General features: G+C 70.4%; 10 protein-coding genes and 1 pseudogene. 4 read left to right on the top strand and 7 right to left on the bottom strand.

The window, feature by feature from the left end; all coding sequences use genetic code 11:
• From ABZT03_RS35625 to ABZT03_RS35610, 4 genes are all read right to left on the bottom strand, one after another.
• The coding region (locus ABZT03_RS35625; protein WP_356047129.1) for a DNRLRE domain-containing protein at window positions 1–1194 on the bottom strand (1194 nt) is incomplete at its 3' end.
• 2570 nt (window positions 1195–3764) lie between these two features.
• Window positions 3765–6323, bottom strand: coding sequence for an ABC transporter permease (locus ABZT03_RS35620; RefSeq protein WP_356047128.1), 2559 nt, complete (start codon window positions 6321–6323; stop codon window positions 3765–3767).
• A 3-nt stretch (window positions 6324–6326) separates the two neighbouring features.
• The gene (locus ABZT03_RS35615) at window positions 6327–7082 is read right to left on the bottom strand and encodes an ABC transporter ATP-binding protein (RefSeq protein WP_356047126.1); all 756 of its coding nucleotides are present in this window, start codon (window positions 7080–7082) and stop codon (window positions 6327–6329) included.
• A complete protein-coding gene (locus tag ABZT03_RS35610; protein ID WP_356047124.1) occupies window positions 7079–7336 on the bottom strand; it encodes a hypothetical protein in 258 nt (85 codons plus the stop codon). The genes ABZT03_RS35615 and ABZT03_RS35610 overlap by 4 nt, the downstream gene beginning before the upstream one ends.
• A 354-nt stretch (window positions 7337–7690) precedes the next feature.
• Between ABZT03_RS35610 and ABZT03_RS35605 the strand changes: the two genes are divergently transcribed.
• Together ABZT03_RS35605 and ABZT03_RS35600 are read left to right on the top strand one after the other, a co-directional pair.
• On the top strand, window positions 7691–9556 hold the full coding sequence (locus ABZT03_RS35605) for an alpha/beta fold hydrolase (RefSeq protein ID WP_356047123.1): 1866 nt from the start codon (window positions 7691–7693) through the stop codon (window positions 9554–9556).
• Between the two features lie 190 nt (window positions 9557–9746).
• Window positions 9747–11183 (top strand): serine hydrolase domain-containing protein, encoded by a 1437-nt coding sequence (locus ABZT03_RS35600; protein WP_356047121.1) that lies wholly within the window; start codon window positions 9747–9749, stop codon window positions 11181–11183.
• A gap of 528 nt (window positions 11184–11711) precedes the next feature.
• Here ABZT03_RS35600 and ABZT03_RS35595 read toward each other — a convergent pair.
• A complete protein-coding gene (locus ABZT03_RS35595) occupies window positions 11712–12062 on the bottom strand; it encodes a hypothetical protein (RefSeq protein WP_356047131.1) in 351 nt (116 codons plus the stop codon).
• A 458-nt stretch (window positions 12063–12520) separates the two neighbouring features.
• On the opposite strand from ABZT03_RS35595, the gene ABZT03_RS35590 reads away from it, so the two are divergent.
• On the top strand, window positions 12521–12766 hold the full coding sequence (locus ABZT03_RS35590) for a hypothetical protein (protein ID WP_356047120.1): 246 nt from the start codon (window positions 12521–12523) through the stop codon (window positions 12764–12766).
• A 92-nt stretch (window positions 12767–12858) separates the two neighbouring features.
• Here ABZT03_RS35590 and ABZT03_RS35585 read toward each other — a convergent pair.
• Window positions 12859–13183: pseudogene (locus ABZT03_RS35585) on the bottom strand (IS5/IS1182 family transposase); the annotation flags it as partial.
• A 136-nt stretch (window positions 13184–13319) separates the two neighbouring features.
• On the opposite strand from ABZT03_RS35585, the gene ABZT03_RS35580 reads away from it, so the two are divergent.
• Window positions 13320–13658, top strand: coding sequence for a hypothetical protein (locus ABZT03_RS35580; protein WP_356047118.1), 339 nt, complete (start codon window positions 13320–13322; stop codon window positions 13656–13658).
• A 166-nt stretch (window positions 13659–13824) separates the two neighbouring features.
• On the opposite strand, the gene ABZT03_RS35575 is transcribed toward ABZT03_RS35580, so the two are convergent.
• Window positions 13825–14279 (bottom strand): hypothetical protein (locus ABZT03_RS35575; protein ID WP_356047116.1); only part of this gene is annotated, 455 nt, incomplete at its 5' end.

The raw sequence follows: 14279 nt of genomic DNA, 5'->3' as shown, positions 1-14279 counted from the left end.
ACGCAGGCCCATACCGGAGGTGGCGTTCTTCGCCGACGCCCACGTCTGGACCAGGTCGGTGACGTCCGCGTTGACCCAGCCGTCCGGCGCCGCGGCGCAGCCCGGGTTGCCCTTGGTCTCCGTCGAGGTCGCCGAAGCGGTGGCTGCCCACGTCGGCTGGGAGGTCCAGCGCGAGGCGGTGGAGGCCTTGCCGGTGCTGTAGACGGCCCACGGATAGGCCTTGCAGTCGGTATTGCCCGAGTGGAAGTTCCACAGGCTCAACTTCGCACTGGAGACCAGCGAGTCCGAGATCGGCGCGGTGTTCCAGGTGATGAAGGAACGCGCCGTACGCGGCGTACCGTCACTGTTGGTCGTGCCCGGATTGCCCATGTCCAGCTCGACATCGCTGGACCAGTCGACTGTCTCGCCCTGCTGGACGTAGGTGTCGAACACGTTGGACAGCGCCGACGTCGAGGGGTCCACCGTGACCGGATACTGCGTCTGGGGGTCGGTGAGGAACTTGGCGTCGGGGGTGAAGACCAGATTGATCGTCCCCTTGCCGCGGGCGACCTTCAGCTTCACCGGAGCCTGATGGGTGTGCTCCCCGGAGACCTTGTCGATCTGCGCGTCCCACATCACCGGGGCCGGCATCACTGCCTGCTTCTTGCCCTTCTTGCCGGTGAAGACCAGGCTGCCGTCCTTGTTCTGCACCACCTTCAGGCCCTTGGCCTTCAGCGGCAGCGTGTAGGAAGAGCCCTCCGCCGAGGGCCGCTTGGTGATCTGAACGAACTGCTCGAACCCGGTACGGGTGGCTTCCACCACCACGTCCCCGTCCCGCACCGCGTCACGGTAGGTCGCCCGGTTGCCCTTCAGGGCCGGCTTGGGCAGATCGCCCTTCCACTGCAGTGCGATCTGCTGATCGCCCTCCCCCAGTGTGACCAAATCCTGAGCCTTGCCGGAGCCCCCAGCCGCCCGCTCGGTGGCCTTACCGCCACCGGCGAGCCGCAGACCCCGGGGATGAGCTTTGGGCTCCACCCCGCCGCCAGCGGCCTGCAGGTCCAAGTTGACCGCCCGCCAGACGCCGGCGTCTCGGAAACGCACCGGGCCCGCCGACAGCTCCGTGGTCAGCGACCCGTTGGGGTTGACCCACGTCGTCGACGTCTCTGTCCGCTCCCCCAACGCCTCCACTCGCTTGCCCGACAAGCGGGAAAGCACCCGAGCAGACGTCACATCAGCTGCCGCAGATGCGTACCGCTTCGCCTTCCCCCGCGTAGACGCTGCCACGGAGGCTCCTACCCCCGCCGCGAAGGCCGGCTCCGTCTCGGCGAGCGCCGTCACAGCCATGACCAGCGCCAGCGAACCGGCTATGCCCCGGCTCCACGACCGCCCAACTCCCGTCGGACCAGGTATGCGTCTGCGCCGAGCTTTCATCCACTTACTCATCCATACCCCCACGTTCACAGAAAGCCCACGGTTCACAGGCAGCCCAAAAACTAGCTGAGCTCAAAAGGCACCAAAAAGACACACAGAGGCACCAAGCTCCCCGGCCGCTAAAAGAAACATGGCAAAGCATTCACAAAAGCAAGAGAAGAAAGCGCAAAGAAATGCCTCTGGCATATGTAATCCAGCCAAATAAAGCCGTAATTCAGCCAACCCCCAGAGCTTGAACTCCCGCATGAAATGGGCGGCTTGGGCGCTCCTGCGGGGAGTTGATAAAAGCCAGATTGCCCTGAACTCCGGGGCTCCAGGCATCGAATTGCGCATTGCTATCGCCACGACGGGCAATACATCTGCGGTCACCTGACTTGCAAGATCATCCAGGTCGCAAATGGAGCATCAATGCATTTGCAAACAGAAGATGTCGCGACGCCCAGCGTTCTGCCCACCCCAGGGAGCAGGGCCTTGGCCTCAGGCATCCGGTCACGGCTCAGAGCGCAACTCGTTCCGCGAGGAGGACTCCACACCGTTCGGCGGCGTGCCCTTCGAGCGGAGCACCCCCGCGTCGGCGGGGAGAACAATCGCATCAGGGCGTCGATGACCCGGACACCGGCCTCCATGCCGTGCTCGGTGACGACGAGGCCGCACAGCCGCACAGCCGCAGGAAGGCGACATCCCAGGCCACCGACTGATTTCGCTGCGTCATGCGGGAGGGGGGCGCGGGTCTGCGGTCGTGTGCATGCCCTCCAGGAGCAGGTCGAGGCTGGTGGTGAACTGATCACGGTCGTCGTGGTCGCGCAGGTCGGGCGGAGTGCTCGCCGACCTGGTGGAAGACGAGCAGGACCGGCGGGTGCACCCGCTCGTACTCACCGCGGGCGGGTGCGGACCAGCCGGTGCGCCACAACAGCTTCTCGACGCCGTCGGTGTCCTTCTCCTGCCGCTGGAAGAACCGGGCGTACTTGTCGAATTTCGCGGATCGCGGCGATGAGGACTTCCTCGGTCTCAGCCGCCGGCCGTCGCCGCACCTACAGGGCGTTGTCCTCGCCCCAACACCTGCCGTTTCCCGCGCATCCCCAGGGGGCTCAGTCGCTCTGGGGCGTGGTCTTCGGTTCTTCGCGAGTGCGGGGCCGCTCCGACTCGTCCTCTCCGTCGGTCAGGTCGGCTTGGTCCGGAGCGCCACTGCTCCACGCGACGGGCGGTGTCGGCGCCGTGATCGTCTGCGGTTCGTCGGAACCCGGCTGGACGCTCGGCTGGGATCCCGGCGTGTGGGACGTCTGCGCTTCGTCATTGGAGTTCGTCATGGAAGTGCGTGTTCCCATCGTTCACATTCGAATGCCCTGATCAGTTCAACCGGTGTCATCGACCGAGCGCCTAAAGGGCTGTCCCGTAATCCCCGGCGGGCGCATGACGCCGGCCACGGCACCTCGCAGCGTTGTCGGATCGCCCGAATACGCCCAGATGAGGACGACCCTCCGCCTTGCGATGCATCGCATCTGAGGGTGCGGGCCACCGGGCCGCGGCCGCGCAGCCGGGTCCCGGCTCCAAGACCAGCAGGAGGAGGGCCGCGCGGAGATGGCGCCGTCCAAGGTGTGCCGGTCGAAGCGGTAGCGAACACTCGCGGTGGCGGGCAGAGCGCGGGGGATGACAGGGCGCAGGTCGATGCCGCGGGCCCGGTCGCGGCCAGGCGGCCGGCCTTCCCACCCAGCAGGCGCTGGATGGTGGCGGGCGGGACCGTGGCAAACAGGCCCACGCAGTGGACGCCGTAGTCTCGCAGCATCGCCGCCGGACGCGGGCCGATGCCGTGCAGCGCGTCGACCGGGCAGCGGCCCCAGCCACTGCGCGACCTGCCCCGGTGCGACGGCCAGGACGCCGCCGGGCCGGAACCTGAGCGGAGGCGGTGGCCCTTTGCCCACCCGGACATCGACTCCCAGCCGCGACAGGTGCGGATGCGCAGCACCTGGCCAGGCGGCCTGCGTCCACGCCGTAGTACGGCCGCGCACCCACGCCGTAGTACGGCAGCGCACCCTGCTCCAGCCCAGCAGGCCCATCGCCCTCCAACTCAACGCCCGCCAACGCCAGCAGCCGGCGCATCTCCACCGCCTTGAACAACCGCTCCGCCGCCCGCAACCGCAGCTCCCACCGCACGTACGCGCCTGTCCCCTCTCACCCGCCCGGGCCGGCAGGGGCGGGTGACGCCGCGCCCAGCAGCCGCTCACCGACCCGGGCATCCGCCCGCTCCCAGCACGCCTCGACCCCCTCCGCCGGCACATGCGCACACAGCCCGCCGTCGTCGACAGCCACACATGCCCCAGCAGAGCCTGGATCGCGTGGCGACGCCGGGTGGGTCCTCACGTCGCCCGGATCGCGTCCGCCGGGGCCGTGCGCAGGGCCTGGCGGGTGGGGAGTTCGATCGTGAGGAAGGCCGTCGTCACGATCGTCGCCGCGACGGCGGGGAGCAGCCAGGCCGGGCCTGTCGGCCAGGGGCGGTCGAGGAAGCCCTGGCCGAGGAGGGCGAGGGGGAGGGCGGAGAGGAGCAGGCCGCAGACGAGCGCCGCCGCGGCGATCACGGCCGCCTCGCGGCGCATCATCGCCCGGATCTGTCGCGGCGTCGTGCCGACCAGCCGTAGCGCGGCGATCTCCGCACGGCGCTGGGCCGTGGCCGCGACCAGTTTGTTGGCGATGCTGAGGAGGAGGTAGCCGAGGAGTACGACGATCGTCGCGAGGTTGATCCACACCTCGGGTGGGGTGTCCTGCTTGCCGCCGGAGGCCGTTGCGGACGTGTTCTCCAGGGCCAGGCCCGGGCGTGCGGCCGTCAGATCGGCCAGTGCGCGTGCCGCCGTCGCCGTGCCGTCCGTGCGGACGAGGAGGCTCTGGGTGAGGCCGGAGGTGGTGTGGCCGGCCATGAGGTCCCCGGAGACGATCAGTGAGCCGAAGCCGAGGCCCCGGTCGTACACGGCCGCCATCCGCGCCTCGGTCCGCGTGCCGTCGCCCAGGACCAGCCGGATCCGCCGGCCGAGTCCGGCGTCCCGCGACCCGGCGGCCTCGCTGCTCACGGCGACCGTGGCGCCACTCAGGCCGTCCAGCCCGCCCTCCCGCACCCCGGGGTCGAGGACCCCGGCCGCGTCCGGTGTGGCGATCAGCGCCGGTAGCGACTCCACATCGGGTTCGCCGAACATCTCGTAGGGCCAGATGACGGTCGTCGAGTCGACGGGTGCGGCGGACCGTACTCCGGGCAGCTTGCGTACCGCGTCCCGTGTGCCGGCCGGCAGGCCGCCGAGGGCCGGTGCGCTCAGCCGGTACTGGGCGAGCGTGCCGGTGCGGGTGTCCTGCGCGGTCGCCGCGAGGACGGTGGTCTGCGCGAGGGTGTAGGTCAGGACGAACACGACCGCCATCGCCAGCGGGCTGACCACTGCGGCGACCCGCAGCGGGTACGCCCGTACGTTGGCGAGGGCGAGCCAGGTCGGCGCGGGCGCCGTGGGCCGCAGCCGACGTACGGCGGCCGCCGCGGCTGTGCGGACCAGGGCCGGGCCGCACAGAGCCAGGCCGATCGCGGCGAGGATCCCGGCGATGGAGGTGGCCGACGCGCCGATCACCGTGCGGGTCAGCAGCGGGGTGACGGACAGCGCGCAGGCGGCGGCGATCAGCAGAACCCCGGTGAGGGTACGGCCCTTCGACGTCGTGCGCGGTTCGCTGCGGGACTCGGCGACCGCCTCCGTCGCGGGCATCCGGGAGGTGCGCCAGGCCGCGCCCCGGGCGGAGATCTGCACGGTCAGCGCGAGCAGGAGGAGGGTGGCGAGGGCGGGCAACGGGCTGACGGTCAGCGGGAGTTCGGGGGGCAGGACGCTTCGGTCGGCGAGCATGTCGTGGAAGCGGCCCGCGAGGAGGTAGCCGAGGGCCACTCCGGGGGCCAGGGCCACGGCGGCCACCACGGAGGACTGCGCGGCGGCCAGCCGGCGGATCTGCCGCGGACTCGCCCCGACCGCCCGCATCAGCGCCAGGTCGCGGCGCTGCCCGGCGATCGATACACCCAGCGCGCCCGCCGTGACGAACCCGGTGATCAGCAGCACGATCCCGCCGAGCGAACCGGCGAGCAGGATCAGCAGCGAGCGGGCCGTGCCGACGCCCGGCGCCACGCTCTCGCCGATGTCCGCGCCGGTGCGGACGGTCAGCCCGGTGCCGGCCACCCGGTCGCGCAGCGCGTCGGCGACCCGCTCGCCTGCTTTGGGCGCGGTGCGCAGGCCGATCAGGTCGTAGCGGTGCGCGCCGTCGCGGCCCGCGAGGCGTACGGCTGTGGCGTCGGCGAAATACACGCCAGCGCCCGGTGCGTCGACCACCGCGGCGACGCGACAGCGCACGGCGGGGCGGCCGCCCGCCACGACCTGGACCCGGTCCCCGGTGCTCAGACCGGTCGCGGCGGGGACGGCGATCTCGTCCGCCCCGGCCGGCGCGCGGCCGGTGACGCGCGGGCGGGCCAGCAGTTTGGTGGAGGACCAGCCGTGTCCGGCCGCCGCGGGGTCGTCGGCGGTCGGTAGGACCCCTCCCTTGGCGTCGACCAGCGCGGCCGGGAAGCCGAGGTCGCCGACCACGGCCGTCACCCCGGGCAGGCCCGAGAGCCGGTCGATCAGCGACGACGGGAGCCGGGCGCGCTCGGGGAGGGCGAGCGGCAGGTCGCCGTCCGGGTGGTACTCCTGGTCGGCCGCGACGACGATGTCCGCGCCGCCGAGTCGGCCCGGCGGTAGCTGTGAGCGCAGCCCGGACTCGGCCAGCACACCGGTGCCGGTGATCAGGGCGGCCCCGCCGAGTACCGCGCACACCACGGCGAGCAGCGCGGTGATCCGGTGCGCGGCCATACGCAGCGCGATCGGGAAGAGGGGGAGGTGGGAAGGGGTCCGGAAGTGCTCGGACATGGGTCAGCCCTCTCCCAGCGCGACGAGCCGCTCAGCCAGTTGGGGCGCGGTGGGGTGGTCGAGGGCCTCGACGACCCGGCCGTCGGCCATCACCAGCGCCTTGTGGGCGCGGGCCGCGGCGGCCGGGTCGTGGGTCACCATCACCACCGTCTGGCCCAGTTCGTCGACCAGGGCGCGCAGCAGCTCCAGCACCTCGTGCGCGCTGCGCAGATCCAGCGCTCCGGTCGGCTCGTCGGCGAACACGACGGCCGGACGGGCCGCCAACGCCCGTACCACAGCGGCGCGTTGCTGCTGTCCGCCGGAGAGTTCGGCGGGGCGTCGGCCGAGTCGGCCGGCCAGGCCGACGCGCTCCACCAGCACCGCGATCCACTCCCGGTCCGGGGCTCGGCCGGCGAGCCGCAACGGCAGCGTGATGTTGTCCTCGATGGTGAGGGACGGGATCAGGTTGTAGGCCTGGAACACGAACCCGACGCGCTCGCGCCGCAGTTCGGTACGGCGGGTCTCGTTCAGGCCGGCGATCTCGTGGCCGTCGATGCGGACGCTGCCGGAGGTCGGTGAGTCCAGCCCGGCCGCGCAGTGCATCAGGGTGCTCTTGCCGGAGCCCGAGGGGCCCATCACGGCGAGGAAGGTGCCGGGCCGGACGGTCAGAGACACCTCGTCGAGGGCCTTCACATCGCCCGGGTAGGTCTTGGTGAGGCGCTCCAGCGCGATGGCGGGGGCGGGCGCGGTGGCCCGTACGGCGGTCGTCGCGAGGTTCACCGGCGGTCGCCCTTCAGGCGGCGTACGACGAGGACGGTGGCCGCGAGTGCGGTGACCGCGCCGCAGGCGAGGTTCACGGCGACACTGACGGCGGCGTAGGAGGCGACCATGTTGGCGACCGCGCTGATCACCAGGATCAGCCAGAGGAGGACGCGGGTGACCTCGCCGCGGGTGACGGCCGGGGCGGGGGCGTCGCGGTGCGCGTCGTGGTGCGCGTCGCGGACGCTCAGTCGGTAGGGGTCGGTGGTGGCCATCGCGGGCTCCTTCGGCGGGGACTCGGCTGATGTCTGGGCCGGCGTCCCGGCTGATGTCTGCGACGCTACGGACCGCGACCCCCCTCGGCCGATCCCACCAACTGCCGGATCGGTAGTACAGCCTGCTGTACTTCACGGACTGCTCGGCCAAGCGGCCACACCGCTCGGCTGTCTCGTTGTGGCCTTCACCGCCGTCCATGCGCCGCCGTGGGCGCGTGTGTGACCCCGTTGGGTCTGCCGGAGTGCGGGGCGCGGGTGGTCTTCGCAGCATGGCGTCTGAGGGCCCCCGACCAGAGGGTGACGAGTTCGATCGGTGCCGGTGGGCTGTCGCCGGCACCGGTACGGAAGGACGACATGCCCATACGCAACCGCGGCACGGCTGCCGTAGCCGCCATGTTCCTGGCCGGCCTGACGGTGCTGAGCGCGCCTGAGGCCCACGGCATGTCCGGCGTGGCCGCCACCCGCCACAAGGCCCCGGCGGGGGCGGGCCGCCCCTGGTTCATCAGCCGCCCACCCTCCGGCCTGTCGCCAAGACGGACGGCCGGTGAGTCGCTGCCTGCACGCTCGACGGCCGGCACGCACACCGTCGCCTCCGGGAACACGCTGTCCGACATCGCCCGGCAAGCCCTCGGCGACGCACTGCGGTGGGAGAGTGTCTACTCCCTCAATCAGCAGAGCATCGAGGATGCGGCCCGTCGGCACGGGTACGCCTCCAGTGACCGGGGCCACTGGATCTTTCCGGGCACCGTGCTCACCCTGCCTCAGACACCGGCGGCACAGCCGCAGCCGTCCTCGCGCTTCGAGCCCGCCCCCTGCCCCACCACTTACGGAGAGCTGAAGGACACCCGCTGCGGCTTCCTCGTCGTACCGGAAAACCGGGCCCATCCCTCTGCGCGGACCCTTCGCCTGGCCGTTGCGCTCGTCCGCTCGGCGTCACCGAGGCCGCACCCCGATCCGATCGTGTTCTTCACCGGCGGGCCCGGCGCGGACGCCCTGGGGAACATATCGGAACTCACCGAGGCCGGGCTGAACCGCGACCGTGATCTGGTCGTCCTGTCCCAGCGCGGAACGTACTCGTCCCAGCGGCCGCTGACCTGTCCCGAGATCGACCGGTTCTACGGGGAGCGCGTCGGCCTCCTCTACGACGCGCCCTCCACCGGAGACCGATACGTTCGGGCGGCGGCCCGGTGCCGCGAGCGCCTGACAGCCCAGGGAGTCGATCCGGCTTCCTACACCACCAGCGAGAACGCCGCCGACGTGGCGGACCTGCGCAGGGCCCTGGGAATCCGCCGGTGGAACGTCCTGTCGCACTCCTACGGGACGCAGCTGGCGCTGACCTATATGCGCATGTTCCCCCAAGGGGTCCGCTCCGTGACCGTCGACGGCGTCGTACCGCCGTCCGTGGCGACGCCCGGCTGGACGTGGAGCAGCATGAGGGAGGCGTTCGACAACATCGTGAGAACCTGCGCGACCCAGCCCGCGTGCCGGCAGCGCCACCCGGACATCGGCGCCACCTTCCTGCGCATGGTGCGTCAACTGGAGGCTCATCCGGTCACCACACACGTGACGGTGCCGCAGGTCGGGACGGTGAAGGTGGTCCTCGACGGCGGGGCGCTGCTGAACTGGATGGTTCGCGCCAGTCACGCCCCCGACACCTTCCCGGTGGGCGTGGACGAGTTGGCCCACGGCCGCCCCGAGCGCATCGCCGAGCAGTGGGCGGCCGCCTGGCTCCCCGGCTCGCAGGGGATGTTCGCCCACGGATTTTCGCTGAGCGTGTGGTGCAGCGAATGGGTTCCCTTCGAGAGCCCCGCCGAACAGCTCGCCAAGGGGCGGCGAGCCTTTCCCGAGCTCCCCCGCTCGGTCCTGGCCCAGGCGCCGCAGCTGCCGTTCCTCCGTCAGGCATGCCAGGCCTGGGACGTCCCGAAGGCACCCGACTCCGTTCGTGCGGTCACTCGAAGCAGCATCCCCACCCTTGCCCTCTCCGGAAGTTTCGACGCCCAGACGGGGGCTCAGTGGGGGCGCTACGTGGCCCGGACGCTTTCCCGCTCCACGGTGGTCACCCTGGCCGGTGTCGCCCACGGGACGTTCGACACTCCGTGCGGGGCACAGGTGATCACCTCCTTCTTCGACGACCCCGAGAGCCCGGACACCCGGTGCGTGAACTCCGTGAAACCGGCCCCGTTCGTCACCGACGGTCAGGGAGCCGGAAGCAGTGAATGACGATCCGCTGTCGGCCGGCTCCGACACCGTGCGCTCCACGCCGTCTGCACTTCCCGGCCGCGCGCGGTGGTCTCGCCGCGGCCTTCTGAGTGCTGCGGCAGCGGTGGGCTGCGCGAGCGTCTCGCCGGGGACGGCGGCGACGGCGGCCGCGTCCCCGCGATCCGCTGTCCACGGCGGTGGCACCGGCGGTATGGGGAACTCACCGTTCAGCGCCCTGGACGCCAAGATCGAGGAGGCCATGCGGGCGTACTCGATCCCCGGAGCGGCGGTGGGCGTGCTCCTGGACGGCCAGGAGCACGTGAAGGGGTACGGGGTCACCAATGTCGACCATCCCGTCCCGGTCGACGGTGACACCGTCTTCCGGGTCGGCTCGACCACCAAGACCTTCACCGGCACGACGATGATGCGGCTGGTCGAGCGGGGCGACGTCGAGCTGGATGCCCCGGTGCGCCGCTACCTCACCGATTTCGCGGTCGCCGACCCGTACGCGTCGGCCCAGGTCACCGTGCGGCAGTTGCTCAACCACAGCGCCGGGTGGCTGGGCGACGACTACCAGGACTTCGGCCCCGGCGACGAAGCGCTGGCCCGCTTCGTGGCGTCCATGGCCCGATTGCCGCAACTCACCGCCCCCGGCGAGGTGTTCGCTTACAACAACGCGGCGCTGTGCGTGGCCGGCCGGATCATCGAGGTGGTGACCAACACGGCCTACGAGGCGGCGGTGCGCGACCTGGTCATCGATCCGCTCGGCCTCGACCACACCCGCTTCTCCAGTGATGAGATCGTGGGCTTCAGCGTCGCGGCGTCACACAACGTCGTCGACGGAAAGGCCGTGCTGGATCCGTCCTTCTGGCCCCAGCCACGTAGCCTCGCGCCGACCGGCGGCCTGATCTCCAGCGTGCGCGACCAGCTGAGCTGGGCCCGCTTCCACCTCGGGGGCGGTACGGCTGCCGACGGCACGCGACTGCTGAGCAGGGCATCGCTGGAACAGATGCGCTCCAAACCCGGCCCCGGCGGCACGCTGGTCGTGGAACTCGACGGCATGGGAGTCACCTGGATGCTGCGTCCCACCGCACAGGGACCACGGATCGTGCAGCACGGCGGGACCTGGCCCGGTCAGATCTCGGGCTTCCTGATGGTCCCCCGCCGAGGCTTCGCACTGACCTTGCTGACCAACTCGGAAGGCGGAACGCGGCTCCGGGACGAGCTGTTCACCGACGACTGGGCCCTCAGCCGGTTCGCCGGGGTGACCAACCTGCCGGCCAGGCCCACCGCCATGAGCCGTCAGGAACTGGCACCCCACGAGGGCCGTTACATCGCCCAGCGGATCAACGACGAGGGCGCCCTGGAGGACGCCGTCATCGAACTGACCCGGCACGACGGACGGCTGCGCGGTACCCAAACGGTCCGGGGCCCGGCCGGCAAGACCGGAGTCCCCTCCGACGAAGAGGACGCGGTCCAGGACCAGACCAGCGAGGTCGGAGTCGCCTTCTACCGAGAGGACTTCGCACTGGACCTCACCCCCGACGGCAGACCGGTCGGCACCCGCTCCGACTTCGTGCGCGGACCCGACGGGAAAGTGGCGTGGTGGCGCAACCACGGACGGCTGCACCGCCACCAGACACAGTGACACGACACGCGCGGACGAGGCTCCGGGGACCTCCAGGGACGTGAGGGCGTGCCGCCGCGCCGGTGCAGGCGAGCGTGGCGGCCGCGGCGGTCCGGGGGGTCCGGGCGGTCCGGCGCGCATGGCGGTCCGAGCGAGCATGGCGGCCGGGGCCCGGGACGGGCGAGGGAGCGCGAACGACGGGCATGCCAGGAGGTGCGCGATTCGTGGTGGTCGCCGTACGGATACGCCTTCGAACCACCCACCGCTACCGCCCCTCCCCACTCCCCCGGCCCACCTCGCCAACCTCCGGGCCCGGGGCCGGCCAGGCCCCGCCGGCGGCCCGGCGCCCGCCGGGCCGCAACGGACCCCGCCGCACCGCCCCTCCCGCCGAAGCTCCCGCAGGAGCGGACAGCCAGCCTCTCGCGAGGCCGAACGCGACTGATCGTCCCGGCACTGACGGCCAGCAGTGCCACCAAGAGGTCACCGGGCCCGGATCGCGGCCCTGAGCACTCCCCCCACCGCCGCCGAACCCTGTCAGCGACTTCTGGCTCACAGCCACCGCTTGGCTGCTTCGACGCTGTCGCCGCCGCTCGTGTTGAACGCGATGGCAGCCTTCGGCGCATGACGCCGGACCAGATTCACGACCTGCTCAAAGAGTGGCAGAAGCGGCTCTGGCTTGCGGATCCCACCCCCGATGACGACGACGTCCCAGTCGTGTTCGGAGAGCGCTGCAACGATCGCCGGCTCGGCCGACTCATCCAGCTCGATCAGCGTCATGGACGCATCGATGGAGTGTGCGCCGAATCGGGCCAGTTCCTGGTCGAGGGCTACTCGAAGGGCGTCTCCGTCCATACCAGGCACTGCACGCGGGTCAATTCCAAGAATGAGAACGCGAGGCATACCCAAGAGGACGATCAGCCATCCGCCCAGGTTCCCACGGCGCGCGGCCGGTATCTCAAGGACGACACCCTGATTACACCCAGGCCGCTTGACGGAAAATCGGAACGTCTTGCGTGCCAGTGGGGTGAACGGCACAAAGTTTCGCGTGTTGCGGACACCGCCCCCGCCATCCGATGAGGGCGCCGACAAGCAAGCTCATGGTTGCGATGCAACTCCCGAGCCAGGTGCTTGGGTTGACGCGACGGTGTGCGTGCCGGGCCGTCGCCTGCGGTGCACCCATACCGTATGCCGAGCGGCAAAGCGTCATTCTGTGACGCCAGTTGGTGTCCACGCCGGGTTGACTCCTCGCTGGGACACGTACGACCTCCACACCTGCCACCGGTCGCTACTGCTAGTGTTTATTCCGTCACGCTAGGCAACTAGCCATCATGTGCAGGCAATGGAGAACCGAGGGTTCCATGCGCAAGTTTCAGCAGGTCATGATCGCAGCAGCAGTGGCGGCCGGCGGCCTGTCCGCCGCCGGTGCCGGAACGGCCGTCGCCGACACCCATGGCAACGGACCGCAGGTGTTGGACCTTTACCGCCCCTACCAGGAGTGCAGCCCGCAGACGGTGTCGGAGAACGACATCCCGATCGGAGTGCTCGGTTTCGGTCAGACCCTGGACACCACCTGCGGCCAGTACAACAGCGCCTTCACTGGCTGAGGTCAGCAACGTCACCATCGCGACAGTCGCTGCGGGATCCCTTCGGGTTAACCCCGAAGGGATCGAGAGGCAGCAAGCGGCCGTCCTGCATCTCAGCGCGAACTGGCCAGATGGAGGGCAAGGACCGCTCGAACGAGGCCGGTGACCCCGGCCCTCGTACAGCGGAGCTTGCGGAGAGGCAAGCGGGGACCTGAGGGCAGCGCTGGTTTGTTCGACCAGGGCCCGGACCTCGGGGCCGATTGAGGCCTACTGACCGGCCCAGAGGGCGTCCCATCGACCACGGCAGGAGAGATGGGCTGTGCCGCCTACACCGCGGTAGCCCATGTCCCCCCACCCAGCAGGTGAGGCCGGCCTCGGCGAGGGCATCGATGATGTGGCGCCCTGTGCGGCCCGGACATCAGAAATGGCGCCCGCCAGACCATCCGCCTATCAGGCCAACTACTCAGCCCATCAGCAGAGTTGGAAAAGGGTCGGTGTCGCAGAACACGCCTGCGGCGCGGCCGAACGTGAGGGAGCGGCGCCCGGGGGCGCCCGCATTAAGGACACGCATCACATGTTCAGCAGGAAAAAGATCACGGCCCTCTCGGTACTCATCGGCGGGCTCGCCACGGCATCCACCGGCATCACATATGCGCACGCCGCGGGAGATCCGACATCTTGCACTCAGAGCCCTCAGGGGGACGTCATCTGCGTGCAGCACATCAAAGGCGGAAGCACCGGAGGCGCCATTCCTCATCAGGAGACCTGCTTGCCTGTGCAGCCCGTAACACTGCCCGCCGCGATGGGCAACGGCACGACACAGCTCGGCCCTCAGGTGACCTGCTCGCCCACCACGTCTGGAGCGCCTCGATCAATCGAGGGGAAGCAGAAACTGCCCGACCTCCTCTCCTGAGGAGCGCGATGGCTGCACCGCGCCCCGCCCTACGTGCCTCATTGGCGTCCACCTCCTACGGAGCAGCGGCGCGACATGGGGTGCAAATCCCCGAATAGTTACACTCAGTGCGCTTACGATTACGTCGAGTGGTCACTCCAGGCAATTTGTCTGGGTCAGGAAAGGGTCATTTATGCGTAAGTTTCAGCGCGCCGCAGTCGTAGCGGCGGCCGTTGCGGGGCTGTCCGTCCTCGGCGTCGGCATCAGCTTCGCCGACGGTACCGACGGCGCGCCTGTACCGGTCACCGCCGTCGCCAACTCGTCTGCCAACGCCGTGGCCGTCGGGGGTGGTTACTACTTCCAGCCGCAGGCGCAGCCCGCCGCTCAGCCGCAGGAGCTGGCCCAGCCGCAGGAGCAGGCCCAGCCTCAGGAGCAGGCGCAGGAGCAGGCCCAGCCGCAAGAGCAGGGCCAGCCGCAGGAGCAGGCACAGGAGCAGGCCCAGCCGCAAGAGCAGGGCCAGCCGCAGGAGCAGGCACAGGAGCAGGCACAGGAGCAGGCCCAGCCGCAAGAGCAGGGCCAGCCGCAGGAGCAGGCACAGGAGCAGGCCCAGCCGCAAGAGCAGGGCCAGCCGCAGGAGCAGGC

The sequence above is a fragment of the Streptomyces sp. NPDC005574 genome, assembly GCF_040605435.1.
Classification (GTDB): Bacteria; Actinomycetota; Actinomycetes; order Streptomycetales; family Streptomycetaceae; genus Streptomyces.
Note: the sequence above shows the minus strand (reverse complement) of the source record. Positions and strands in the feature narration are given on the sequence as shown.